Origin of the sequence: Pseudomonas sp. SWRI111, assembly GCF_014268555.1 — a bacterium.
In the GTDB taxonomy this organism is placed as follows: domain Bacteria; phylum Pseudomonadota; class Gammaproteobacteria; order Pseudomonadales; family Pseudomonadaceae; genus Aquipseudomonas; species Aquipseudomonas hamedanensis.
On the sequence record NZ_JABWQQ010000001.1, the window covers coordinates 343964 to 369024 of the forward strand.

The window sequence follows — 25061 nt, forward strand, 5'->3', positions numbered from 1 at the left end:
CTGAGGATAAAGCCATATTGCGCGCTTCCACTCCATGCAATATAGTGCATGGAGTGGATATAAAGGCACTGTGTCTGGATTTTTATGGGAGCGCTGGGAAGCCCTTAATCCATCGCATAGGCATACCCACGCGCTCGCCGCGCTGACAGATCCGGTGCGCTTCAATTTACAGCTAAATCCTCAAGAGCCAGCGTTTGCGAATCAGAATTTACTCAGATCTCCATGCCGAGTTCCACCGTTTCGACCCGCCGCCCCTTGATGGTGGAGTTGACCTGGTAATCCTCGCCGGCGACATCAACAAAAAGGTCAGGGGCGTTCAGTGGGCCAACGAGACGTTCGCCTGCCAGGTCGTGTACGTCACAGGGAATCACGAATATTACGACGGGCACCTTGATCGCACCTTGCAGAAGATGAAGGACGCCGCGGCGGGCCACGTGCATGTTCTGGAAAACGAATCGCTGATTCTGGGGGATGTCAGAATCCTCGGCAGCACAGCGTGGACTGACTTCACGTCAACAGGGAACCAGGTCGCGGCCAGCAACGCTGCTAGGCAAGGCATGAACGACTTCAAGTACATCAGGGCAGACTCGAACTACAGAAGATTGAGACCGGATGACCTGGTTACCCGGAACCACATCGCCAAGGACTGGCTCACCCAAGAGCTTGCTCAACCGTTTGACGGCAAAACGGTAGTGGTAACCCATCACTCACCATCTCACGTGGTGATTGGTGAGCAGCATGAAGGGCATCTTACTGCAGCGTACACCAACGACTGGCAGCACCTAATCGAGGAGGCCAATGTGTGGGTGTTCGGTCACACGCATGAGGCTACAGATGTTGAGCTGGCTGGCTGCCGGGTGATCTCAAACCCCCGTGGTTACCCTTCAGAGAACACCGGTTTTGACCCTTACTTTGAGATCCAAATCTAATGGCCACTTCGGCGAAGAAGCACTTTTTTGACCACGCCATCGAGCCGATAGAGCTCGAGCGGGATCTTCCCTCAGAAGTCATTCAGGCACAGGGCATTTCCTGGGGAGTGGTGGTCGACGCTTACCTTGTCAACGCTGCAAGGATAGGGCAGAGCTATGCGGCGCTCGTTTACAACGATCAGTCAAACGTGAGCTTGAATGGAATGACGGTTGCTACCCCTCCACTGGTCTTGGTTGAGTCCAGGGAGGGCTTTAAATTAATGCGCAGCCTCAATGGCCAAGACCACTTCGTCATTGCTAGCGAGCTAAGAGACCCGAGTTGAGCCTCCCAATCAGGCTGGCTCATCAGCCAGGCTGAAGGCGCTTACAAGCAGTAGTACTTGGCCAGGAGCAGAGCACCTCCGATTCGCAACCCTACATATCCTGCTGAAACAAAGCGCTGGATTACTTCGCGTGCGCGCTTGCTCAGATGACCTCGAGCTACCGGCAGCCTCAAGATTAAATGTACTAAGGAAGAAGCATGTCTGATCTGAAGAAGATGGTACTTACTGTTAAAAACTACGATCTAAAAGCTAGTGGCGAGCTGGATGCCCTATACAGTCAGGTACGATGCGAAGACGTCAAAGGGAATACATTCCACTTTAAAGAAGTTGTGATGCTCGCTTATTTGCGAAAGCACGGTGCAATAGTAACGGATAGCCCCACAACCTGGTACTACAAGCATCTTGCGAAAAACTCAATCGTTCTTGTTGCTTTCGAGAAGCAGAATGGGAAGGTTGAGTACGACCTTGACCACATGAAGCTCGTCGCTAAATCGAGTGTGCTGAAAGGTATCGTATTCACTTTCGCAGCGATTCCGGCAGGATTGATCGCCGCAACGGCCACGTACGGTCTCGGCCTCTTAATTATCCCGGTGGGCCTGTTTTATGGGTATCGGAGTCTGTTTAAAATTCCAGGAATGCTGCGACGCAAGACGCTGATTGGCGATCTGGCCAGCCACGGTATCGTGGTTCGCTAGCGGTCAGGGCCAGTATTGTTTCGGCAGCCACCTATCTATGGGGAGGTGCAAGATGATGAAGGCGGTGATTTTCGATGTCTTCGGTACGCTTGTGGAGATTCGGAATCGGCAGCATCCATACCGACAGCTCCTGCGCTTGGGCTCCCAGCAGGGCCGAGTTGCTGCGCGAGAAGACATGCGGTGGATCATGACCAATGACTGTGAGGTTGCAGAGGCTGCCGATCATTTCGGAATTCGACTCACACCCGCTCAGCTTTCATCTGTCCAGGATGCGCTGGATCGAGAGCTTGAATCACTTAATCTTTTTCAGGATGCTGAGCCGGCGATTGAGCAGCTGCGCAGCCACGGGGTGAAAGTCGGCATTTGCTCCAATTTAGCGGCCCCATACTGCAAATCCGTAAGGTTGCTTATTCCTGGACTGGATGCCTATTGCTTTAGCTCCGAAGTGGGCCTGATGAAGCCAGATGCTGGGATCTACCTCAGCATTTGTCACATGCTTGGCTTCGCTTCTGATCAGTTCTTGGGCGCCAGCCCTGAGCGGGTAGTGATGATCGGAGACTCTCGAAAATGCGACCAGAACGGCCCGCGTCAGATTGGCATCGAGGGCTTTCATCTTGATAGGGCTGGGGCAGGGCGCTTTGGTAATCTACTACGGTTCGCGCACGTGATGACCGATACAACAGGCCTCGACCAGTGAGAGAATTCTAGTCTCACAGCGGGATAGTCTCACCACCTCTTCGCCCGTACTCTCATACAGCAATGATCTTCGGCCCGAGGTTATGCGCTGCCAGGTGGGATCAAGAAAGCTTGTTTTTCAGTTGCTCAATAAGCCACTGGCCTGCGGGCCCAAGTGGACGATCGCGCGACCAGACGACATCAATCTCCACGCCCCGCGGATAACCAGGTGCCTTGAGCTCTACCAGGTCTCGGCCGAATCTTGCGACCAGATGGCGCGGTAGCTCAGCCCAGCCGAAGCCTCCGACTGCGAATTCCATCAATGTGAGGTAGTCAGGCGCAGACCATGCCAGCCCTCTACCGTCCCTGATACTCGGCGCGTAGGTCTTGATGTAGAGACGCCGGACGGACTCAAGCTCCTCCAGATTGATATTCTTAGCCTTCGCCAAACTATGGTGCTTGCTGACATAGAGCCCAAACTGCGAACGCTCTGGCAGGCGTATGACGGTGACATCTGCGGGGTATGAGGGTTGTGCTGCGAGAATGCCAATATCCACCATGGCCTCCTGGCAACGTATGCCAAAAGCCTCCGCCTATCGTTGCTGATTTGGCAATCGCGGCGTGGCCTGGCGTTATCCAATAGCGCGACTAGCCGGGTTCCGGAGCTGGATTTTCAGTCACTTCGAGTGGTCGATGACGGCTGGCCCCACCATTCACCGTGCTGAAATTTCATTACATCCAAATTTTCCTGCTCTCACCTGTCTACGCCTTATCGCTCGCAGGTGGGAGCGTTGGCTCCCGGGGTGGATGCCTTAGCGCTCGGTGCGGGATGTGAAGTGAAGTGATGAAGCCCGATCAGGCCATCTATCAGAACTATTTTGCGGCGCATAGGTGGTATCAGCGTCCTTTAGAATTCCCATTGCCTGAGCGGCCGCAGGGTGGCCCCTGATCGGGTTGGGCTCACCCTTACTGTGAATATTTCTGTCCACTTTCAAACCCTCAATTTCGCCGCGGAGTGCGTCAATTAGGTCAAATAGAAGAGCATCCGGTCGTGAGCAACATCAATGGACTCTATTCCACCTGTTGGCTCACTGAACGCCTAGGGTTGGAGGGCGTCTCCAGCTTCCGCACGGCACGCTACTGAGATAAGGGCAAGAGTGCTTTTCAACTGGTGGCGACTGCCAGGGCGATCCTCGCTGACCCGAACCTCTCATCGCCACTACAGACCACTCTCTACGCCTGGTCGCCAACGGTGGTCACCCCCTTGTACTACCCCGGAAAATCAATCCATCGACTGCCTCAGAATTAATGCTGCGCCCCTTGCCAGCCCGCCGATCGAGACTGAACCCTTCGGCGTCCAAGGAAAGTGTCTCGTTGGGTTTATGTAGATCCGAATCTCAGTTTCGTATCCTTCCTCCAGTCCCGACACGATGACCAGATAGAATGTCGATGTACTCTCGTGCGCACGACGAAATTCTGCCTCGGTAAGCATGATCTCTGAGGGGGAGCCGCGGGCAAAAGATTTCATTTCAACGAATGTCGATTTGTCTAAGGCACCATCTGCCCCGATGCCGCGATACGCCTGCAGGTCAGCCAGGACAGCGTCTTCCCGCTGGAGCACTACCTCGATGTGAGCCCACGCCTTTGCTTGCAACTCTGCCGAGGAATACTGCCGATGGGCGCTCTCTGGTACCGGTTTGGGATTGGGGCGCGGCCCAGTCGTCGGAGGGGGCAATAAAGGCTTCGTACTGCGTTGCTGGGGGCCACTACCAACTGACTCATCCGCATCCTTGATCACGGTGGTAAAGGTAAACTCTTCCGGTAAAGGTTTCAGTCGACGGGTAGGGGGTGTATTGAGTTGACCGTTGCTGCCACCTGTGGCACTTGAGTCGCGCTTGATGATCTTCCGCTTGCCTGAACTTCCAAGCCGCTCGCGCTCTTTGATCAAGGTATCCAGGTCAGTATCCTGCGCTTCGGTTGCCAGTGTTATGTCTGGTGTGAAAAGGCAGTCTTCGCTAGCTGACCAGGCTGCACCCCACGCAAGCGCGATGGCGCGCACCCGGTCGCCACTTCCGAAACTGGCGATCGCTGCTCCCCCGAAATCGACTCTTCCGATCAACCTCACATCGTCAAAATGTACTGCACAACGATGGGTGTCCGCGTGAGCGTGAACGGACAGAGGGACGGAGCGCATGCCTGTGGGGGTGGCGTTCACAATAAGTTGTCCTGTTGGGTGCAAGTGCACATCAGCATTGTCAAATCGATCCCAAGGCGACATGGCTGTGTACGAACGTTCATCTTCGCGGGCGAGGTCAGTTTTTAAGATGCGTAGTGCGCACTGAAAGCGTGAACGAATTTCATCGGCGGCCAGAGTGCTGTTTGAGCTAGGTAATGGGGCGAATGGCAGTCGTTCCACGCTTGCAGCCCGTAGGAAATTAGGAATGCTGTCCGGCGCGCAGGGTGGCTCCCACAATGTGATCTTCGTGGAGTCGACACCCTGGTAGTTGCAGTGATACATAGGCCGTTTGGTTGACCATGTATCGTTTGAGCGAAGAGGCACGGTATTGAGGCTTCGGCGATCTGCCGCGGTTGCCTTCTCCAGTAACCCATCCATGTGCCTGTAGATGTCGATCAACAAGGCATCCAACTGGGGCTGATACTCCATTTTTGCCAAAGATTCCAGCTCGCGAACGCAGCTCGCCAAATCAGGGCTGCGGATGCCCAATGCGTTCCAGAGTGGCATGAGTTGACGATCATGGAGCACAAAGGGTTGTCTGGCATGGAAGACGTCTTTGCCTGCAAAAACTCCCCTGGGGCTGAACCATTGCTTGCTGTCACGCTGGGTCGTAACGCACGGCGCTATCAGTCCCCGTGCCCGGGATAATCCAAATTTTCCCCTCAAGCTCGCGATCGGTATGTCCCCAATCATTGACGCTTGGGATAGGGCCGCAACGCTCTGAGGGCAGTGCCCTGCCAAGGCTTTGTAAAGGCGCATTAGATTCGCTTCATCAGGACTGTTGCCATGGCGCTCGCGCTCAAGAGCTGCCACCAGACCGGAGACGGGCGGATTGACTTCCATGTAAAGCGCGCGAGCGAACTCACTGTTGGCGTCAGCTTCATGCAAGCCATCGGCGAAGTTCGTATGGTCTTCGTACATGGCGAACGTGACTTTGGTTTCGACGACCAAGGTTCTGGGTATGCAAAGCGAGCCCGCAAGGTTGGGAAACCATGGGCTGTCAATCAGTCTGGCAAGCCAGGTGGTGGGTACCGGAGAACTGTCGGTTCTTCCGTTCTCACGGTAGGCGTAGGTTCGACTTTGCGACTCCAGAGATGGCCAGCTCGCGTCAAGGCAGCGGAAGAGTGCAATAGCTCGATCCGCGGCAGTTAGAAGGGTTCGAGGCGTACTCACCGCTCGCCTTTTCTTACTCTTTTGCAGTTCCGTCGACGGGATAGCGCTTTGCAGAATGTCCTGCAAGACAGCATCCAGATCAGGAGAAGTAAAATCGCGCCTCAGGCCCCCTTTTGCTCTGCCAAGATAGGTTCGCGCGGACTTGTGTGAGGGCAGCATTGAGGGTGGAGTACCGGTAACTGCGGCAACGAGCCGAGGCGAGGTCTCTGCCCCCAGTAGACTTAGGAACCGTTTCACACCACGTTTTCTGCTTGTGGTCAGGTGATCGACTGAGTTGCCCTCGTTTTTTGTACGCTTGGTCTTGAACAATTCCGAATAACTGGCGGATGCCCAGAAGATGCCAGGAGTCGATGCAGCTGCTTTTGACCAGGCATCCTGAGAGTCGGCGATAGACGCCGGCAGATAAATCTCGACTGGCGACCTCAGCGATTTCTGCTGTTTGACCTGGCCGCCGAACTCAAAGCTGAAGGATTCGATGAGTAAGGCTACGCCGACCTCATAGCCCAGAGTGCTGGACTTGGTATCGACATGCTCGAAAAGGTCGCGCAGATCTAGTAGATCTTTCTGCTGTGCAGCCCAAGGCGCGTCCGCATATCGTCTGGCGAAAGCCTCCAGCGTGTGCTGCGCAGATAGCTCGTTCTTGTAGTTCGCATTCTCCGATAGCCAATCAACTAATGCGGCATAGGGTGGGGTGAGGAGCAATGGGTGGACGATCTCTGTCAGCGCGTGGCGCAATGCAAGGTCGTTCTCTGGACTCTGGCTGACCAGCCAGCTATCTGCCTCCGAGTCCCAAATGGCTTTCGCTCGAGCGCCGTTAGCCAGAGGTACCCACTTGGTGCCTAGCATCGGATCTTCGTCATAGCTCTCCAAGCAGCGCAGAGCCATCTCCATAAACCACTGCGCAGGTTTTTGCGAGAAGCCATCCGCGTCACAGTGAGTGAAAACGTCCTGCAGACTCACTGAGTGCGAAACCGAAAGGTTGTCTAGTACCTCTCGCCAACGGCCCAGCGGGTCTCTCATCCCGACGGGCAGTATTGGCGCCTCGCAGATTTCCACGTGGTCGGCATCGGTTAACAGTTCATCTATCGAAGCATCGCAGTACGAAATCTGGCTCAGCGAATAGCGCCCATCAATCAGTGTTGGGCATGTCTTGAACGCCTCAATGGCCTTGACCCACTCTTCGCTGAACAGCTTATTGAGCCAGTCAGAACTGCTATCTGTCCTAGCCCCGAGAGGCACCACATGCCACGCAAGAGTATTACGCTGCTGTGCCAAGTGGATTGCCAATGCGCCTATGATTTGGCCAGAGGCCTCCGTAAGCCAGTGGTTCCATGGCCCTTGGATCATATCCTCTCGCGATGTAGAGGGATCGAATTGAGCATCCACAGAGAATGAAGTATTGGTGTGGATTTTCGTGGGAAGGGCTACGTGCAGGCGACCACGAGCATTACCATCTAGCGGTAAGGCAATACCGATAGGGGTGAAATCACCCGTAGCTTTTGCAGCCCGCTCCTTCCCTGGGGGTACTTTTACCCTGCAAACGAAGCGCTCCCACCTAGCGTCATCAATCACGAATGTGAAGTGGGTGACCTTGCTTGGCTGCTTTCCTAGCGTCACAGAGAATTGCCGCGGTTGTTCGGCGACCTGTATTGCTAGCTTCTTAAGCACAGTGTGCTCGTCCAGATCGACCAGGCTTATGGTTCGTACGTGATCCAAGAAGATCAGGTCGCTGGGTTCCCAGTCGTCAAACCAATGCGTCAGCGAGGCAAGGCTGTAGTCCTGGTAGAGATCAACCGTAATCAGCGTCTGGTCGTCGAGTGGATCGTAGAAGCCTTCTATGGGGCTGGCTTCCTCCACTCGTGCCACATGATCATCTCGCGATCCAAAATGAAACGGGGCACTGTGCACAGATAGGTGTTCACCCAGCTGCGTCAGTGTCTTAAGTCCGATGCCGAACCGTCCCTTGAGCTCAGCTGATTTCTGTTTCGTTGAGTAGAAGGGGTAAATCATTGGTACAACATGGGTGAGCTCAACCGGCAGGCCGTTGTGAACGATGGCCAACTGTTTGCGGTTCTCAACGGTGCGTACGCCAAATTGAACGCAGCTTGCCTTGAGATCATCGGCATTCTGAATAACCTCTCGTAGCCCTTGGTAGGGGTCGGTGTTGAGCAGCTTTGCGCCTTGATTACCGCCTGTTAACAGTGTGCTCAGAATCTCCGGCTGCTTGAGCTGCAGCTTCACGAACTCCTCAATCGCAGCGTTCGCATACGCTTTTGTCCGAAGGGTTGGCTCGTTGAAAGTCGAAGCGGAGTGGAACCACGCTGCAGCGTGTTGACGTCCGAGTTGCTCATCCATGAAAAATGACCCCGTGCAGGCATTTTGAGATCGCTCGATCATAGACCTCGGATCAGAATCGCTCCATCCCTACCTTTGAGCTGCAGAGAAGACACCGTAGGAGCGACCCGCTAGAATCTGGATAACTTATGGTGGCTCAACGCGATCATCGCGGGGCCGGATCAAAATCCTACGGAGGTAACATGGAGTTCGTTGTTCCGCGGAACAGATCTCTGGTCGACCTATTGTCGAATGCGTCAAGCGCCGACCTGGACGTCTTGGCCGACCTGATAACAGATAACGGCAAGGGAAGGGTGGCCCTCGACAGCAAGGTCAAAACCACCATCATCAGCCGAAAAAGCCAGGGCAAGCTCCAATCTATTCCAGAGGTGATGGAAGCCGAAATCCGCTCGTTCGGGAGCAACAGCATCGCCACACTATTCAGATCTAGTGGAGTGGACTACACGGAACTCGCGACAGATGTGGCGAAGAAACTTGATGGAAAACCCGGCTCCTCCGATGACATCTATGCCATCGAAGAGCAGATTATTGGCCTGGCGGTCAAGAAATACATCGGGGATGAGGTGTCCGTGGACTATCGGGATGTCGCAAAACTATCGGCATACATCGCCCAGATTGTTAGAGGGTTGATCTCCGCAGCGGGCGCTATCGGTGGTATTGCGGCTACCGGTGGAGCTGCAGGCATGGCGGGGGCTATAGGTGGGCGCCTGCTTTCGCTCGCAGCCCCTCCGTTGGCGATTGGCGCTGCCGGGGCTGCAATCTACCAAGCCACCTCTCCTGCATTTCGCATTACCACTCCCGCGGTGCTCCAGGTGGCCAAGATCCGCCGCACCCGATATGAAGTCGATTTTGCTGATTACACAAGGAAACTACGCGCATGCCTGTGATGAATGAGGAGCTGCTGCGCTCTCTTCCGAACCTTCCTGATATCTTGGCCAAGCTCAAAAGCGGGGAGTACGATTTATTTGGGGGTGTAGTTCGCCATGCCAAAGGTACCGAGAAGGGCGGGCAGATTGTTGGGCACCTCCTTTTTCCCGGGGATAGCCAACAAACGCATGCGCAGCTCCAACAGCTCCAGGATGCCCTGTCGAACGGCATGGGTTCGCTCCAGACGGGCATGGAGCACCTTCAGCAAAGCATGAACGTGCTGCAGAGCTTGCAGACAGCCAATCTGGTCATGACCGGCCTGAACCTCGCGGTGACCACTGCGGGTTTCGTGATCGTATGTCAAAAGCTGAACAAGATCAGCGCGCAAATCCAGGCTCAATCTCAGACCATTGCAGAGACTTGGAGGCTGGTCAGTGAGGCTCATGAGCGCGGTCAGCTAACGGATGAAGCGCAGTTCCGATCCTTGCTGCTTTCTGCCCGGCAGTTCTGTGAGGAAGGTGATGTTCAGCAGCTCAAAGCGCTCATTCCTGACTTCCATAAGGAGTATCAATTCACGAAGCTCGTGCTTGAGCGTCATGCCGCTATACCTGCAAGCGCCACTCAACGCCTGAGTGACGTCAAGTTACTGCAAGATCGCTTGATCAACCTTGGCCTTGCGTTATCACATGTTCAGGCAAAGTCAGGTGCGGTGAAATACGCTCACGAGTCCCTCGCCCAGCTTGAATCGGACATCCGCGTGTTGAACGCGCAACGCGTTGAGGGACTGTCCAGTGATCGTGCCACTGCGTCCCGGATCACCCATGAGCAATTTGCTGGCCTGACGAACTTCTTGCAACACGGAAAACAGATGCTGCCCGCGCTGGCCTATCAAGCCGAGGTCATCGCGCTGGAGTCTAGGCATCCAGGCGTACTGCAGCGGGCATCCGGGTCGAAAGAAATTATGTTCCTGGCAGCCTGAACCAATTAACCTCAGAGCCAGCTTTGCAGGGTTGGGGGCGAGGACGGTTGTATTCGATAGAATACTATCTACCACCTTCACCGTTTGAGGCGATTCCGAGCAAGTACTCAAAGTAGCCCCTGACAGCGCCGGATAAGACGACGCCGATGGTCACGGAAATGAGTGCGCTGTGAATCGCCCCTGCTGCGTACGTCACCACCTAAGAGCGCATGCCCGATAGCTCGCATTTCAGCACGCTAGCCGTTGCTAGCCATTGCTAGCCTTAGGTCACAGCTCCTCGAACATCAATGTATGCGGTTCGAGTGTCCCATCGAAGGTAAAATTTCGCTGCTGCCAGATAACGTCGATGAGATGAGGATCTCTCGCTTCTCGAAGGTTTTTCATTTCTGCTAGCTGCTCGTCGATAGCCTTGCCGTGCTCAGTTGTGAGTAAGTTGGCCTTGACTTTACTTATTGTGATTAGCATTGGCATTGAAGGTTTTTCGAACAGTTTTGTTAGCGGGTGCGCGCAATGGAGCAATTGGCTTGCGGCATCAGGATCCACCGATTTAAGTTCTTCATATGCCCAAAAAATATGCGAGATTATCTCAGAGCCTTTAGGGCTTTTTGCGTACATTTGGGCCGTCTGCCGAGAAGCAGAAAGGTAAATTCCGCCATACCTGAAGTTGAATCCACCACCAGTTACGTTCTGATCAATCATCGCCTTGACGATAAAATCATTCATTTGCCACCAGGTACTCTTACTCTTCTGTGCATCAAGCAGTTTTGCAAGCTGCTCCAGAATTTCGAAGTCGAACAATGAGGGATCGCGTACCGCACCAAGCCCCTGCTTTTCAATGGAATCTCGGTAAAGTGTCGACGTCCCGTGATAGAGGGGGAAAGTGAGGTAACCATCTTGGTCGATCATAAGGCTTTCCTATTATCTATATTAGTCATTGCGGTAAAGCAGGATTCCATTTAGGTACGCTCATAACCCTATGGGAATTTCAGGGGCAACCTACGCGCAGGATCAAGAATCTCATCCATCCAGTTTTCTGATGAGCCCACCAAACTGTTGAGCCGGTTCCACATAGCGCAGCGCGGACTTCAGGTCGCTCCAGCCAACGTACTCCATGAGCGTTTTGATGTCCCAGCCTGAGCTCGCGGCCCAAGTGGCAAACCCGCGTCGGATTGAATGAGCACTGTAGATTCCGGACGGCAAGCCGCACCTATCCAGTGTGTCGCGAAGCAGGGGAATAAGACTATGGGCCGCAATCGGGCGATCACTGATGTTGCCCCAGCGATCAATCCTCCTGAAGACACCACCGCGGGTTAGGCCGGCTGCTTCAATCCAGTTCAGGTAAGCCTCGACCGGGCAGAGTTTGCTCAACGACGGAGTCTTGTACTCGCGGCCAATGTTCTGCCGATCCCCTTTACTGAAACCCAAGTAGAACCTGATACCTACATAGCGCTCAGCATGCGTGTTCTCGATCGTGAGCCTAGCCAACTCGTCTCCGCGGAACCCCCTCCAAAAACCGATGGTGAGCAAGGCGATGTCGCGGGTCGCTTTGAGAAGGGCGGCCATGTTGCCGGCTGCTCTTGCCTGAGCAACCTCATCCTCCAGGTGCGCCACTGCTTTTTCCAGGTGCAGTAACGCCAGAGGAGCTGCTTGCTTCTGCTGCACGGGGTACACCGCCCGGATGCCTTTTAGCAACTGCCTGACCTTAGGCGCTTTAGTGGGGTCGGGGAAGCCGTTGCTTTGATGCCAGTTTGCGAGCGCAGCCAAGCGTTGCTTCAGCGTGCTCAGCGCCAGCTGGTCGGCGTATTCAGCGATGTATCGCACCACGGACTCAGCTGTGGTGGGCAGGAACCCGCCCCAGGTGACTTCGAAATGGGAGAGGGCGGCAGCGTAGCTCTTCGACGTGTTCTGACGAACGCTCGCCTCCAAGTATCTGTCCGCCTTGCTGACCACTTCAACCACCATATTTACCCATCCCAACCTTCGGTGGCTTGCCCTGGCCATTTGTACCGCCTTTCAGGCCATTTTACCCCCACTACTTAGGCTAGCAAGCTATAAACCTCGATTATATCTTGCCAGTTGTCGGCAACTTTTCAGCAAGGTTTGGTTTTTTCGTATCATGTAATTGCATGACATGTGACATGGCACGAAATAGTCTGGAGGGCGTATGGCGCGAGGCGGCGTAAACCTAGCGGTGGTGCAAAAGGCGCGGAACAGCCTGCTAATGCGTGGTGTGTATCCCAGCATCGATGCAGTTCGGGTGGAGATTGGAAATACGGGTTCAAAGACCACGATCGCTCGGTATCTAAAGCAACTGGAGTCACCAGGATCAGAAGCGAGCCCTCGTGAGCGTATGAGCGGCGCGCTGCGCGGGGTCGTCGAAAGCTTGTTGGATCAAGTCCAGGAGGAGGGCAGCCAGGCCTTTCTTGAGGCACGAGCAGAGTTCGAGCACGAGCGTAAGCTATTGGTCTCCCGAGCCGAGGCACTTGAGAGCGAGCTCGATGAACTCAAACTCCGTTTCAGGGCGCAGGGAGATGTCTCGGCTGCTCAAACTGAAGAGCTCAAAACCACTCAGTCCACACTGCAGACTGAGATCACGCGCAACGCCAGACTCAGCCAGAGCTGCACTGACCTAGAGGTGCGGGTGCTAGAGAAGGATGGGCAGATTCAGTCCTTAGAGCAAAAGCATGCAAGCGCTCGGGAGGCCCTCGAACACTATCGTGCTTCAGTTAAGGAGCAGCGAGACCAAGATCTGAACCGCCACGAGTCCCAGGTCTATCAAATGCAGCAGGAGCTGACCGTCCTTCAGCAGACGCTCATGGTTAAGCAGGAGGAGATCTCCCGTCTGATAAGGGAAAACGAGCGCTTCATTGCTGAAAATCGCCAGCATGCCAGGGAAGCCTTGCAACATCGTGAGGCTGTCGAAACCCTGCGGGGTGACCTGGGCATTGCCAATGCCGCTACTGCCCGCGCTGAAGGTGCTAAGGAACTGCTCGCTAGCCAGTTGGAAGCCAAATCTAAACAGGCCGGTGACGCTCAGTCGGAGGTTGCAGCCGCGAAGCTGAGGGAGGAGGGGCTGGCACATAAGCTCGCCAGCGCAGAAGCAGAACTTATAGCGTTGCGTTCATCTAGCGAAGCGGATGGCTCAAAGGCTTAATGCTGATAGCCTTCAACAGTAGTGCAGCGCGGAGTGCATTTGTACTCCTTCGAGGGTTCGTAGCTCGCGATCCGAGCCTGGTGGTACCTGCGCGAAACCAGCGCCAGCCATATCCTCAAATTTCAGGCGTACGAGTACCTGCAAATCGCCACCGCAGGTGTCATCGGTCAGTGCCGATGTGGGCAAGTCACCATTGAGATCGTGGCGCAGCAACCCTGGCGGGTGGATTGCCAGCCCAGGTAAGCAACAGCCGTTGACGGACGAAGAGATTCTCAATGCCGTCGCGCCCATGGGGCACCCCATCGGCAGCTGTAAAATGGGGCGTGCAAATGATCCTGAGTCAGTCGTTGACCCGCAGTGCCGCGTGATTGGCATGGAAGGACTGCGAGTAGTCGACGCCTCGATCATGCCCGTCATTACCAGCGCCAACACCAACCTGACCACCATCATGATTGCCGAAAAAGCGGCTGACATGATCTTGGCCACCACTGAATCACGAGCCCTGGGCCCATTCGGGCCTGGGCCGTAGCGGGTGAAGCAAATGATCTAAAGGCAAAGCGCGCGACTACGTAAGAACTAAACGGCAGTTCAGGTTATTTGTGTTGTGGGCCTTAATTGTGTAAGGGCTGAGTTGAAGTCTTTACTGGCTTTGCACTTGGGGAATAAAGTTTTTAAATTTGCGGAATTTATCACGAATACAAGTGACGATACGCTTACAAACTCAAACTAACCAATCTGGCGAGGCGCCCATGAAAGATGAAGTTGTCTGTATTTTTACCCTGATTCTGGATCCCGCCAACTTTCTCGCTTATGGGAAGCTGGTCGGCAAGCTTGTTGCGACCACATTCGAGGAGCCAGGGGGCTGACCTACGAGTACAGCGTGAGCGAAGAGCGCTCTGTTGTACATGTCATCGAACGTTACAAGGCAAACGCCGTGTTCTCACACTTCGATAATAGCTTTGCACCATTTGCCGAGCGGGTGCTTGCACTTGTCCAGGTAGCAGGGGTGGTAGTCTATGGGCATCCGAACCCTGAAACTCGGGAACGCCTGGAGTCATTCGGAGCGGTATTCATGGAGTCCTTCGACGGTTTCACCCGCCACTGACTGTTCAAATTGCTCAGCGCATGAGCCTCTTGTATTTAAACCACGCTTGAATCAGCATCGCACACGGGGCTGAAAGCATGTTTGTGAAAGGCTTTCACCACCGCTGGTCAAATCAGCACCCTACAAGCAAGCATCTCCAAACTCTTCCATTCGACGTTGGCCGGCTACCAAATCTTCGTATAGCTCATCCAGATCAATATCTTTTAGGATGTTGTTGGGGTTGACGTTGAAATGATACTGGCTGAGGTCGCCGAGAAGGCTCGGCGGTAGATGAAAATCCGAGAAGGTCAAAGGGTTCGGCCGCCGCGCGAGCTTGTCAGCATTGAGCGCGGCAGCTTGCGCCAACACCCGAATATGAGCTGACTTGCTTTTTTTGAGGATTGCCTCAGAGTTTTTAATCGATTGCTGTGCGCTTTGTATGTACGTATCAATAGGTATTCCTAGCGATACGAAAGACTCCGCAAGTCCCACGAGGAAACTTTTAGGGTCGCCTAGGCAGTTGTTGGGTAACTGCATCGTAAGTAAGTAAAATAGCATTCCATGGTTGTTTAGCTTCAACGCATATTTTATGTTTTTGTATTGTGGCCCGTTCCTGTCAAGGTTATACCTGGCCAGGAAGGCATCGAGATTTTTGGCGGCGGCCCTGAATACCTCCGGCGTTGCATTGAGCACGAGTCTCGAAATGATCCCGCTGCAATAGAGGGCCAGCCTCAAGTCTTCGCATTTCTGTCTGTCTGCAAGCAATAAGGCGCAGACCGAGTACTCCGCAAGCTCCGGGTTGTAGATAGACTCAACAAGAGATTTCCTGAGAAGATTCTCTTCGACTACTTTCTCAACGCCCAGTCGATTAATGAGCCCGATCTTGACTTCGACTTCCTCCGCCATGGCGGAGTTTTCAAGCAAAGAGATCATGGAAATCGGAGTACGAGTAATCCCTTCACCTTGAGAGTTATAAAGCCGTATAAAGGCAATGGGCCTTTTGCCTGGCTTTCCGTCAGGCGTAAACTCTACGCCGCTTGTCACTGCGCATTCCCAGGGCGGCTCTGTATGAGATGCCTTGTCAAGTGTTGCGTAATAGGCTGGGAATTTTAGACGTTTACTATGATCATAAAAGACTTTCATGTGATAAAAGTCTTGCTCATTGTCGACAGGGCACTCATATGCATTTTGCATAAGTACTAATCGATTCATCCCCCAAACAGTTGCCGTCGCGTCTAGGAAGTGAGCGTACTCGTGAGCGATCAAGGGCAGCGCTTTCGCATGACGCTCGTAATCAGAAAAGCTTAGGGGTGCCCCTTGAGTGTCATTAGATGTTAGGCCTTCAACATGATAAGTTTCCAGGCTGTCAAGAGAGACTATATTTGTAGAAAAGTCGAACATACCCAGTGTGTCAACTTTTTTCAAGCAGTTCCAGCGTGCACTCGTTCTGCGGAATTCACTAAGCGACATACTCATCCCTGTAGTAAGTAGAGGTGGTGACATGTAAGGGAAAGCGTATTTTACCACTTGACCAGTGGTCAGGAGAAGGGGGCGCGGAGAGGGTGTCTTCATCAACTACTAACCACTTACAAGTCGAAACTGCCCAAGGAACAGTTTTTCGGGGCCAGCAGCGAATGCCTAGCAAGTAACCACTTCAGCACAGGGCTGTAAGAGGTTGCAGCAGCAGGAAGGTCTAGCAAAAAAAGGCGCAGCGTAGCTGCCCTAATACCTGCATCAGGTCAATTCAGAGGTCGGAGCGATCAGAATTTTGTGTGGAGCTTGATGCCGGCAACCAGGGCAGTGTCGACATGATCCGTGCCGCCCGGGTGGACAGCGTATTGAAGGTTCGGGCGAACCGTCAGCCAGTCGGTGACGTGGATTCCGTAGTAGATCTCGGAGTTGTATTCAGTGCTCTGGATTGGCGTGAAGGTCGGATCAACATCGAGAAAGGAAAGCCACTCCCGGGTGGTTTTGAGAAGTACCTGGCTGACATGAAGGTACTGCATCCCTTGGGCATTGGTGAGTCTGATGATTTCGCGTACGCAGTTCTCTATCTGGCGTCAGATGAGTCCAAATACATGACAGGGAGCGAGCTCGTCATCGACGGAGGTTATACGGCTCAGTGATGTCGACTGAGTACAACGTCAGCGCGTATGCCTGGGCATTCCACCAATCATCTCGCTTGTGAGCATGCTCGCCATCGGGCTTCGCATACTCGGCATCGGCAGCGAACACTGGCTACGGCTCGGTCATGATATTGGTTGAGCGCTCCTACTCAACCAGCCCTGCTCAGTTTGCACTCCTTGGTTTTTTTGGCTGTTCGCATCGTGCGGGTGCGAGCGGCCTTTTTTTCTGGTGGCCACACTAGTTAAGCTTCTGCCTGAGTATGCGATTCCAATGCGCTCTCTTAGCCTTTGAGTTGTGCAGGTCTCGGCAGACCCAAGATCGACAACTGCCCTTGGAATACCCAGAGGTTCAAATGGGTAACCATGGAGAGGCTCTGCTCAGTGCGACAATAGCCGGCCTTGGTGTGTTGCTGCAGCCAGCTGAACTGGTCGTCGAGGCTTTGGAGGCAGGCACCCCTGGCGGAGCTCTTGCCTCAGTACACAATCCCAGCACGCCAGCTGTATCTGGTTTACGCACAGGACAGGCGGATGACACCGGAACTGCGGAGCTTTGTCGACTTTGCAGTCAAAAACTTCGGGGGGGGGCGTGAGGATCAACGTCGATTTCACCGTAAAGGCCGCCTCAGATCTGCAAGCAGCAAGGGGAGCATGCTCTCTTCGTCCGCCGTTTCAATGAAGCTAGTCACCCGCGATAGAGTTTCGAATTTTTCGATCAGCTGAATCAGCCTGTTGGCGAAATTTTTGTGCTCTATTCCCGGGACTGACTTCTCTATGAGGATATTTGAGTGGCGTGGAGAATTACTGTTGGCCAGCATGACAAAACGTTGTGTTCCTTGGATTGAGCAGTACCTGCCGTCATAGTGCGCATAGTATTCAAAAAGGTCGCTGTCTTTCATCAGGAATGCTTCCAGCAATACTGAGTTGTCCGAGCTCCCGTTCGGAAGCAACGTGTCTTGCAGCTTACAACGCAGCATTTCGATCGCTTCGTGAATCTGTGGTTGCAAGCGATAAACATTTGATTTGGTTTGCGGATGAAGGGTGGTTCGCGCGAAGAAGTGGAGGGCAAAAACTTTAATGTAAGTGTCGCAAAGAGTATCAAGAAGTCTAAATTTATTCTCGATCTGGAACCATTCTTCAGGCTTGATAACGTCTAACTGATTTCGAAGAGCGCCAGCAAACCCAGGGACGGAATTTTTTGCCTGAAGATTAATGTCTTTCAGGTAGCTGGGATCTTTCGTGTCGCAATAATCTTCGTAGTGAAATACCAGAGTTTTATAACCACCCATCAGCGTCTGAAGGCGCGCGTCATCGCTGAGTGTCTTGATGGCTTCGATGATCGGGGCTGGGTCGAGATTCACAGTGGTCTGTTGAACGTACGTGATGCCGATCCGGCAGATCAGATCATCGACAAACCCACTTCGAGGCATAATGCGACCCTCAGGTGAACGATGGAAGATCTCTCCTAGGTTCACCGGAAATTGCTTACCAACCCGGGACATCATACTTTCAGACACTATTCACCTCTCACACTCTCTGATCCAGAGCATTCACTTAGGCCTGAGTGTACCCAAATGCCCAAGGCGTTCCGAGAGTATTTTCCTGGGCAGCAGTTGCTCCCTCGGGTACTGAACCGTTTCCCGGGTGCCGCCGTATTGGCCAGGCATCCCCAGTTAATGCTGATGACTGATGACGTCTACGAACACATTCGCTTTGACGCAGAAGCACCACCGCACATTTTGCAGGCGGCACCCTCGCTGGCAGATCGCACTCTGGTCGTGAACGGCGTCTCCAAGACCTACGCAATGACAGGATGGCGAATTGGCTATGCAACTGGCCCGTACGACATCATCAAAGCCATGGGAATCGTCCAGTCCCAATCAACCAGTGGTGTGTGTTGAATCAGCCAAGCAGCAGCTGTTTCGGCGCTTGATGGGGATCAAAGTGAGGTGTCTAGTCGGTCACACGCGTATCAAGTGCGCCGAGATGAGGCTAACCAGTTGGAAGTAAAATCTAAAGAGGTTGCTGACGCTCATTCTGAGGTAGCAGCAGCGAAGCTGAGGGAGGAGGGGCTGGCACATAAGCTCGCCGGCGCAGAAGCAGAACTTATAGCGTTGCGTGCATCGAGTGAGGCGGGTGGTTCACAGGCGTAGTGCCGAGAACCTTCAACCAGTGGTACAGCGAAGAGTACTTTTGTACTCCTTCGAGTGTTTGTAGCTAAAGATCCAAGCCTGGTGGTACCCGAGCGAAACCAGCGCCAGCCATACCCTTAAATTTCAGGCGTACGAGTACCTGCAAATCGCCACCGCAGGTGCCATCTGCACAAAAAAATTCAGAGAGTAGGTTTGTATTTGCAAGCAAAGCGAAGGTGGCGGCGAAGCCGCCAAAAAGGCGATCCCCCTACAAGCCCAGCGGCTGCAACCTCATCGTGAGATCATTCAGAGCAGGAAAAAGCTCGAAGAGCATAGAAGCCTATGACACCTAGAAGACTGTGTCAGTCAGCCATTCCAGAGGTTGGCTTCGATCTTCGCTTTTTCTTTTGCTCTCAAGCGGCAGGCTGAGGCAGGAGAGCAGATTTGCGATCGTGCGGGGAGGGAAACCGGGCTCCAGCCACCAGAGCAGGGCGCTGGCCTGGCGCATGAGGTCATGCCGCTCGGCAAATTGGCGGGTATCAAGCTGCGCTGCCTTTACGATCAGGCCGAGCAAGCGCTGGGCGTCGCTATCCACTGAGTCCATAAGCCCCCCTTTATTTGGAAGCATGTGTCTCTGCGGAGCATCGTGCTCTGCACGTCTTACCACCGGATCAAGCAGGCTGGTTCAATAAATCGAATATCGCAAGACAACCGGTCGGATCGCGCCGTGTTCGCTGGCGTCGGCGTCCAGCTGAAAGCCCCATGCAGCCTATTCGACTGTCCCGTTCGGCTTTCCTGTTTGGGGCGCCACGTTCCGATCAATGGCCAGGCGGATGAGCCTTGGGAGGGGCTGGGGGGTAGGGCTTTACTAGCTACCAGCATTGGGTAGCCTCCGGCAGGATTTCGTGGCATAAAGCTATTACATCCAGGGACGAATGATTGTCGCTAGGCTGGCGCTGGGCCAACCCACTCCCTGCCACTGAACAAGGATGGGAGCAGCGCTGTGTACCTTTCGGCTTTGAAGATCGAAAATTTCCGCCAGTTCGGCCATGGCGATCACGCGTTGGACATCCAGTTCAACGAAGGCGTGACCGCCCTCGTTGGTGAAAACGACGCTGGCAAGACGGCGGTCATCGACGCGATCCGCTACGTGCTGCAAACCCGGGATGCCGAATATCTTCGATTACAGATCGAGGACTTCCACATTGCCAGCGATGGCACTCAGGCCGAGACCATCACGCTCAGGTGCACCCTGGAAGGGCTGAGCCCCGCGGAACTGGGTGCTTTCGTTGAGTACGTGACGTACACCGGTGGCGTGGGGCGTCTTTATGTGCATTGGTCAGCTCGTCGCGTTGTCGCCTCAGCCTCAACCCGCAAATGGGTCGATATTTCGGTGCGCTCGGGTGAAAAAGGAGAGGGGCCTTCTCTGGACGTGGGTGTACGACAGCTGCTCGCCACTGCATACCTGAAACCGCTGCGCGATGCCGAGCGAGAAATGTCACCAGGCCGGAATTCCCGGCTGTCCCAGGTATTGAGCAGTTTCCCTAATATTGAGGCGGGTAACGCGTTTGATCCCGCGGCACTCCCGACCGACCTCACCGATGCAGAAGCCCTCAGCATTGCCGGCATGGGGGATTTCCTTCGTCACTTGGTGAACCGTCACGGCGCTATCGTCTCCGCGCAGAAAGAGATCAACGATACGTACCTTCGGCCTCTATCGCTGGCTGGCCAACCCCTAACCAGTCGCATCGGCTTTGGGGAAGCTGGAACGGATCCCGCCAAGCTCAAGCAAATCCTGGAACGACTGGAGCTCGGACTTCTGGATCATGCCACTGGAGAGGCGCGTGGTATCTACGGGCTGGGCTCCAATAACGTGTTGTTCATGGCTTGTGAACTCCTGCTTCTAGGCAAAGAGCCTGACGGACTTCCGCTGCTCCTCATCGAAGAGCCGGAGGCCCACCTGCACCCTCAACGTCAGCTCCAATTGATGGAGTTCCTCGAAGCCGCGGCTAAGCCCTCCACGGGGTTGAGACCGGTTCAGGTCATCCTCAGCACCCATAGCCCGAACCTGAGTTCTAAGATACCGCTGCAGAACCTAGTGCTGATGCAGCGGCAACGAGCGTTCTCGCTCGCCGAGAGTGAAACCTGCCTGGCACCTGATGATTATCGCTTCCTGAGCCGGTTCCTTGATGTGACCAAGGCGGGGCTGTTCTTCGCCAAAGGCTTGCTCGTCGTCGAAGGTGATGCAGAAGCGATCCTCCTACCGTCAATTGCACATCGGTTGGGTAAAGATCTCACCAAGCACGGGGTTTCGATAATCAACGTGGGCGGTGTCGGCCTGCGGCGCTATTCGAAAATCCTGCAGCGCAAGGACACGTCCAAGGGCGAGATCACCGTGCCCACGGCCTGCATCACCGATATGGATGTGATGCCCGACTGTGCGCCAGAGATCCGGGGCCTGAAGGGGGTCAAGGGGGCGGTTTGGCCAGACATCGCCAAGCGGCGCTGGCGCGCCGAAAAAGATTTCGGTTCCACACCGGGGGACGTTGAAAAAGGCCTGAAGGAACATCGCGAGAAGCGCGGAGAGAGTGACGGGCAATGTGTGCGGACGTTCGTTGCCGACCACTGGACGCTCGAATACGACCTAGCGTTCAAAGGGCTCTCGAAGGAAGTCCATCACGCCGCATACCTGGCCATTTATGAGGAAAAGATCGACGACGGCACGGAAACCAAGGCTAACCTGCTGAAGAAGGCGCAGAAAGCCTTCGAAAATATCCAGACGACCCATGCCTCCGAGGAAGCACGTTGCTCAGCGATCTACAAACTGTTCAATCGGGCGTCAAAAGCGATCGCAGCCCAGCACCTGATCGACTTTATTGACCAACGTTTCGAAAACGGTTCCTTAGATGCCACGAAATTGCGGGGATTGTTGCCAACCTACGTTGTCCATGCGATCGAGTACGCAACCGGAGGTGCAGCCCTGGCTACCACCCCCGGCCCGGCTCACCCGCTCATGGCGACGGCAGCACCGGCAGGTTCTACTGATCCGCTGGAAGAGGCCTCCGAATGACTCTCAGGCAACTGGTTGCCCCCATTACTGACGCAGATGTGGACTGGGTCATCGAGCTTATGGGGCTAGATACGCTGGACGAGCCCCGCCGTGATTTCTTGAAGTCCATGGACACAGTCGACGTGGCGGCCTGTCCTGGGAGCGGGAAGACAACCCTGGTCGTCGCCAAGCTTGCCATCCTGGCTCGCCATTGGAAGAGTCGTATGCAGGGTATCTGCGTGCTTTCGCACACCAACGCGGCCAGAGAAGAGATCGAGAAACGCCTTGGTGGCACCGAGGTGGGCCAACGACTGCTGCGCTTTCCTCACTACATCGACACTATCCATGGCTTCACCGGCCGATTTCTGGCGTCACCATGGTTACGCTCGCAGGGCATTGCACTGCAGGCAATCGATGATGAGGCCACTCACAAAGCTCGCCGAAGGGAGCTGTCATATCGTGAACACTTAGGTGCACAGGCTGCCTTCGAGAAAAAATTTAAAAGCCTTCACAACTTGCGAGTCCGGTCTGCCGATTTCGATGATCCACTCGGCGATGAAGACATTGGTTTTGCGCCACACACGGCGACCTACAAGAGTGTGGTGAAATCATTGAGCGGCGCGGCGAAGGCCGGTTACTTCTGCTTCGATGAGGTATTCGTGTTAGGGCACGCCTTACTCGACCAGGAGCCGGCCGTGGGCGGTGCATTGCGTCTGCGCTTCCCGTGCGTGTTGATTGATGAGATGCAAGACACCCAACCAGACCAGGCGGATGTTCTTCAACGGGTCTTTCCTCATGATGACCCAGATGTCCGCGTCATTCGTGTCGGCGATCCCAACCAAGAGATCTTTGAGAAAAAGACACCCTTGCAGGATCCCTTCCCTGATCCAGGGCGTCAGTTGGAGATTGCCAGCAGCTTCCGGTTTGATCAGGCCATCGCATCGATCGCCAATCCGTTCGCGTATGTCCCAATCACGAATGGACTGATCGGACTTCGTGCTCCACGCGCCCCGGGCAGTGTCCCCAACACGATCATCGTCTTCCCTGATAACGATGCAACGGGTGTGTTGGATGAATTCGGCAAGCTGGTGCTGGAGCACCTTCCGGCGGAGTCCCGAAAGGCAGGTGTGTTCGCCGTCGGTGCTGTACATCGGCTTGAGAACTTCAAGGCAAACCAGTACCCGAAAGCCCTGGAGCATTACTGGCCATCCTACCGGTCTGACACAACGAAGACATCGTTCAAGCCTCGTACCTTTGCGGAAGGCGCACACGTTGCCAGACGTACCGCGATGAAAGAAGCCACAGCTGCTCCCGCAGTTGAGTTGTTGGCTTCATGCTTGTTAAACCTCGGCACACTGGCGTTCCCCGGCAGCTTGATGCAACTGAGAGGTCGACACCACACCGCGGTGGAGGAAAAGCTCACCGCGAAGCCGCAAGCATTCGCACAGTATCGAGAGTGCCTTCAGTTGATCCTATTCGGGCCGTCTGAAATGACCGAGCAGGATTGGCTCACGACCATTGCTCCGAGAGCGCTGCTGGTGGCAACTGCGCTTCATGATGCTGAAGGTGTGGCTGTGGATCTGCAAGGTCACCAGTATCTTGCTTGGGAATCAGCCCCAGTTGCCACTGAGGCCAGCGAAAGTGGCGGCTCACTGGTCAACACCTACCGGTTCCAGGATGGTACCGATGGCGTCGACATTCGTATGTCATCCATCCATTCGGAAAAGGGCAAAACTCACGCGGCTACGCTGATCCTGGAGACCTTCCGGAAGACCCACTTTATTCAGAAGCTCATGCCATGGCTCGAATGTCAAAAGGCAGCGGCCAAGCGACCACCGGACAGCGCCAAGAAGGACATGATGCTGATGTATGTGGGGATGACTCGACCATCTCAAATGCTGTGCTTGGCTGTCCGCAAAAGCAGCATGGGCGAGGGGACAACGGGAGAACAACGAAGGGCTGCGCTAGAGGCCGCAGGATGGTCGATTCTGGAACTTGCGACCTGAGGCAAACCACCGCACCGCGGTTACGCGCTTTGTAGCGCGAACACCATGGAACAAATACTTACAGATCTGACTGTGCACTAGAAAGGAAGACTAATGCTGATCACCTCCGCAACGCCCCAAGAGCTCGTAGACTGGTTCCACACCAGGCAAGAAGACCAGCGGATCATGTGCGTCATGCTGGCGCCGGAATTGGAAGACCAACAGAAGCTGAAGGAGTTGACTCTCCGCTTTGCAGCGGCAGACGCTTGGCTCGGCAGTGAAGTAGCTTTCATCTTGCTTGATCCCAACGGAGATTCAGCTGTGGGGCTCAACCGTGGCATGGGGGAGGTAGGGGCGTTTTCAGGCACCGCTTTTCCGCTGCGCGACACCACGGGTTTTCGAGATCTGACAGATGACTGGGCACACCATAGAGAACATGTGGCGCAGACATCAGCACGCGGGATGGCAAGGTTCGTCCCGGAGTTCATGGAGATTTTTTGGGTAAACCCCCAAGACCTGCCTTGCCTATCATTGGTCGTTCAGGGGGTGGACGAATCCATTGTTCTCTCCTTAGGAAAGGACTGGACTGTCGACGACCTAAAAGCGCTTCTGCAAAAAATCCGCAAGATTGTGGATGACGCCCCGAATTTCAAAAAAGAAATTTCGAGTATGGCAGGCTTGCTACCCCAATCCTTGGAGCGAATCCAAGATCTCGTCAACAGCATCAGTGCAAAGGTAGCTCAGGCATCCAAAATCTTGGATCAAGTGCTTCGTCGGCATAATGGGAACGATGACGATCGTCAAATGGTGGCGTCGTATGTAGGTCAAGGCTGTCAAGGACGTGAGATTCTTGAAAGCGTCCTCGCGCGGTTCTCGTTCAAGGATTCTGAGAAATTCCTCAGGGACGAACAGATCACGCGCTTGTTGAAGCTGGCGGATGAACTGGATAGCCGTCGGGCACCACTGATTGAACTGCAACGGGGTGGGCTTTTTATCCCATCAGTCGCAGAGCTGGCCCAGCATTGGGTTGAAAGCCGTGACAAGTTGTTCGAAGAGCTTCAAGGCCTTTTACCAGCTAAGCAGGTCGCCACTACCCGGATCAACCGCAGCCAGCTGACCCGGCTCAAGTCAGTCCTGGAATTTGTGAACACTTCGGGAGATGTCGTGGGTAAGGCGGTTGCTGCATATGACTGGATCACCAAGCTGACGGGGAAGGGCGGCTAGCCTGAACGCTACGACTGGTGTGCCTTGCAGGTAACGCTTACCGGGGGGCTTGAGCGCGTCGGGGCTGGCTAAGCAGCA

At 54.5% G+C, this 25061-nt stretch carries 19 protein-coding genes and 3 pseudogenes; 14 read left to right on the plus strand and 8 right to left on the minus strand.

Annotation, left to right across the window (positions count from 1 at the left end):
- Window positions 1–194 precede the first annotated feature (194 nt).
- The 4 genes from HU755_RS01400 (at window position 195) to HU755_RS01415 (ending at window position 2644) form a co-directional block, all read left to right on the plus strand.
- Window positions 195–929: a metallophosphoesterase family protein gene (locus HU755_RS01400; protein WP_186630321.1), complete on the plus strand. Its 735-nt coding sequence runs from the start codon at window positions 195–197 to the stop codon at window positions 927–929.
- Window positions 929–1252 (plus strand): hypothetical protein, encoded by a 324-nt coding sequence (locus HU755_RS01405; protein ID WP_186630322.1) that lies wholly within the window; start codon window positions 929–931, stop codon window positions 1250–1252. Before HU755_RS01400 ends, HU755_RS01405 begins: the two co-directional genes overlap by 1 nt.
- A gap of 197 nt (window positions 1253–1449) precedes the next feature.
- On the plus strand, window positions 1450–1947 hold the full coding sequence (locus HU755_RS01410; RefSeq protein ID WP_186630323.1) for a hypothetical protein: 498 nt from the start codon (window positions 1450–1452) through the stop codon (window positions 1945–1947).
- Between the two features lie 52 nt (window positions 1948–1999).
- Window positions 2000–2644 carry an HAD family hydrolase gene (locus HU755_RS01415; RefSeq protein WP_186630324.1) on the plus strand — a complete coding sequence of 215 codons (645 nt, stop codon included), beginning with the start codon at window positions 2000–2002 and terminating at the stop codon, window positions 2642–2644.
- 100 nt (window positions 2645–2744) lie between these two features.
- On the opposite strand, the pseudogene HU755_RS01420 reads toward HU755_RS01415, so the two are convergent.
- Both HU755_RS01420 and HU755_RS01425 read right to left on the minus strand, forming a co-directional pair.
- Window positions 2745–3191: pseudogene (locus HU755_RS01420) on the minus strand (substrate-binding domain-containing protein); the annotation flags it as partial.
- Window positions 3192–3904: 713 nt separating this feature from the next.
- The gene (locus HU755_RS01425; protein WP_186630326.1) at window positions 3905–8386 is read right to left on the minus strand and encodes a sacsin N-terminal ATP-binding-like domain-containing protein; all 4482 of its coding nucleotides are present in this window, start codon (window positions 8384–8386) and stop codon (window positions 3905–3907) included.
- Window positions 8387–8568: 182 nt separating this feature from the next.
- On the opposite strand from HU755_RS01425, the gene HU755_RS01430 reads away from it, so the two are divergent.
- Together HU755_RS01430 and HU755_RS01435 are read left to right on the plus strand one after the other, a co-directional pair.
- The gene (locus tag HU755_RS01430) at window positions 8569–9273 is read left to right on the plus strand and encodes a hypothetical protein (RefSeq protein ID WP_186630327.1); all 705 of its coding nucleotides are present in this window, start codon (window positions 8569–8571) and stop codon (window positions 9271–9273) included.
- Window positions 9264–10232 (plus strand): hypothetical protein, encoded by a 969-nt coding sequence (locus HU755_RS01435; RefSeq protein ID WP_186630328.1) that lies wholly within the window; start codon window positions 9264–9266, stop codon window positions 10230–10232. The genes HU755_RS01430 and HU755_RS01435 overlap by 10 nt, the downstream gene beginning before the upstream one ends.
- Before the next feature lie 267 nt (window positions 10233–10499).
- On the opposite strand, the gene HU755_RS01440 is transcribed toward HU755_RS01435, so the two are convergent.
- Both HU755_RS01440 and HU755_RS01445 read right to left on the minus strand, forming a co-directional pair.
- On the minus strand, window positions 10500–11138 hold the full coding sequence (locus HU755_RS01440; RefSeq protein WP_186630329.1) for a hypothetical protein: 639 nt from the start codon (window positions 11136–11138) through the stop codon (window positions 10500–10502).
- Between the two features lie 111 nt (window positions 11139–11249).
- Entirely contained in the window at window positions 11250–12233 is a 984-nt protein-coding gene (locus tag HU755_RS01445; RefSeq protein ID WP_186630330.1) for a tyrosine-type recombinase/integrase, read from the minus strand.
- A gap of 163 nt (window positions 12234–12396) precedes the next feature.
- Here HU755_RS01445 and HU755_RS01450 point away from each other — a divergent pair, with 163 nt between their 5' ends.
- The 3 genes from HU755_RS01450 to HU755_RS27385 all read left to right on the plus strand — a co-directional run bounded on the left by HU755_RS01450 (window position 12397) and on the right by HU755_RS27385 (window position 14491).
- Window positions 12397–13386 carry a DNA-binding protein gene (locus HU755_RS01450; protein ID WP_186630331.1) on the plus strand — a complete coding sequence of 330 codons (990 nt, stop codon included), beginning with the start codon at window positions 12397–12399 and terminating at the stop codon, window positions 13384–13386.
- Window positions 13387–13495: 109 nt separating this feature from the next.
- Window positions 13496–13915: a GMC oxidoreductase gene (locus tag HU755_RS01455; protein WP_346655421.1), complete on the plus strand. Its 420-nt coding sequence runs from the start codon at window positions 13496–13498 to the stop codon at window positions 13913–13915.
- Window positions 13916–14266: 351 nt separating this feature from the next.
- Complete coding sequence (locus HU755_RS27385) at window positions 14267–14491, plus strand: hypothetical protein (RefSeq protein WP_238349933.1); 225 nt, start codon at window positions 14267–14269, stop codon at window positions 14489–14491.
- A gap of 120 nt (window positions 14492–14611) precedes the next feature.
- On the opposite strand, the gene HU755_RS01465 is transcribed toward HU755_RS27385, so the two are convergent.
- A complete protein-coding gene (locus HU755_RS01465; protein WP_186630332.1) occupies window positions 14612–15895 on the minus strand; it encodes a hypothetical protein in 1284 nt (427 codons plus the stop codon).
- 335 nt (window positions 15896–16230) lie between these two features.
- Window positions 16231–16407: pseudogene (locus HU755_RS01470) on the minus strand (carbohydrate porin); the annotation flags it as partial.
- Between HU755_RS01470 and HU755_RS27665 the strand changes: the two are divergent.
- The gene (locus HU755_RS27665; protein ID WP_346655419.1) at window positions 16345–16596 is read left to right on the plus strand and encodes an SDR family oxidoreductase; all 252 of its coding nucleotides are present in this window, start codon (window positions 16345–16347) and stop codon (window positions 16594–16596) included. The pseudogene HU755_RS01470 and the gene HU755_RS27665 overlap by 63 nt on opposite strands.
- A gap of 605 nt (window positions 16597–17201) precedes the next feature.
- On the opposite strand, the gene HU755_RS01480 is transcribed toward HU755_RS27665, so the two are convergent.
- Entirely contained in the window at window positions 17202–18110 is a 909-nt protein-coding gene (locus HU755_RS01480) for a hypothetical protein (RefSeq protein WP_186630334.1), read from the minus strand.
- 129 nt (window positions 18111–18239) lie between these two features.
- On the opposite strand from HU755_RS01480, the pseudogene HU755_RS01485 reads away from it, so the two are divergent.
- A pseudogene (locus HU755_RS01485) lies at window positions 18240–18491 on the plus strand (aminotransferase class I/II-fold pyridoxal phosphate-dependent enzyme); the annotation flags it as partial.
- A 583-nt stretch (window positions 18492–19074) separates the two neighbouring features.
- On the opposite strand, the gene HU755_RS01490 reads toward HU755_RS01485, so the two are convergent.
- Window positions 19075–19329: a hypothetical protein gene (locus HU755_RS01490; protein WP_186630336.1), complete on the minus strand. Its 255-nt coding sequence runs from the start codon at window positions 19327–19329 to the stop codon at window positions 19075–19077.
- 399 nt (window positions 19330–19728) lie between these two features.
- On the opposite strand from HU755_RS01490, the gene HU755_RS01495 reads away from it, so the two are divergent.
- The 3 genes from HU755_RS01495 (at window position 19729) to HU755_RS01505 (ending at window position 24983) form a co-directional block, all read left to right on the plus strand.
- On the plus strand, window positions 19729–21795 hold the full coding sequence (locus tag HU755_RS01495; RefSeq protein WP_186630337.1) for an AAA family ATPase: 2067 nt from the start codon (window positions 19729–19731) through the stop codon (window positions 21793–21795).
- Entirely contained in the window at window positions 21792–23780 is a 1989-nt protein-coding gene (locus HU755_RS01500) for a UvrD-helicase domain-containing protein (RefSeq protein WP_186630338.1), read from the plus strand. The genes HU755_RS01495 and HU755_RS01500 overlap by 4 nt, the downstream gene beginning before the upstream one ends.
- Before the next feature lie 93 nt (window positions 23781–23873).
- Window positions 23874–24983 (plus strand): hypothetical protein, encoded by a 1110-nt coding sequence (locus HU755_RS01505; RefSeq protein ID WP_186630339.1) that lies wholly within the window; start codon window positions 23874–23876, stop codon window positions 24981–24983.
- Window positions 24984–25061 lie beyond the last annotated feature (78 nt).

What these genes read in the sequence shown, in the direction of transcription:
- HU755_RS01415 (WP_186630324.1), top strand. Translation starts at nt 2,000, where the DNA reads ATGATGAAGGCGGTGATTTTCGATGTCTTCGGTACGCTTGTGGAGATT.
- HU755_RS01410 (WP_186630323.1), top strand. Translation starts at nt 1,450, where the DNA reads ATGTCTGATCTGAAGAAGATGGTACTTACTGTTAAAAACTACGATCTA.
- HU755_RS01430 (WP_186630327.1), top strand. Translation starts at nt 8,569, where the DNA reads ATGGAGTTCGTTGTTCCGCGGAACAGATCTCTGGTCGACCTATTGTCG.
- HU755_RS01425 (WP_186630326.1), bottom strand. Translation starts at nt 8,386, where the DNA reads ATGGATGAGCAACTCGGACGTCAACACGCTGCAGCGTGGTTCCACTCC.
- HU755_RS01445 (WP_186630330.1), bottom strand. Translation starts at nt 12,233, where the DNA reads ATGGCCAGGGCAAGCCACCGAAGGTTGGGATGGGTAAATATGGTGGTT.
- HU755_RS01490 (WP_186630336.1), bottom strand. Translation starts at nt 19,329, where the DNA reads ATGGACTCAGTGGATAGCGACGCCCAGCGCTTGCTCGGCCTGATCGTA.
- HU755_RS01500 (WP_186630338.1), top strand. Translation starts at nt 21,792, where the DNA reads ATGACTCTCAGGCAACTGGTTGCCCCCATTACTGACGCAGATGTGGAC.
- HU755_RS01505 (WP_186630339.1), top strand. Translation starts at nt 23,874, where the DNA reads ATGCTGATCACCTCCGCAACGCCCCAAGAGCTCGTAGACTGGTTCCAC.
- HU755_RS01440 (WP_186630329.1), bottom strand. Translation starts at nt 11,138, where the DNA reads ATGATCGACCAAGATGGTTACCTCACTTTCCCCCTCTATCACGGGACG.
- HU755_RS01405 (WP_186630322.1), top strand. Translation starts at nt 929, where the DNA reads ATGGCCACTTCGGCGAAGAAGCACTTTTTTGACCACGCCATCGAGCCG.
- HU755_RS01435 (WP_186630328.1), top strand. Translation starts at nt 9,264, where the DNA reads ATGCCTGTGATGAATGAGGAGCTGCTGCGCTCTCTTCCGAACCTTCCT.
- HU755_RS01450 (WP_186630331.1), top strand. Translation starts at nt 12,397, where the DNA reads ATGGCGCGAGGCGGCGTAAACCTAGCGGTGGTGCAAAAGGCGCGGAAC.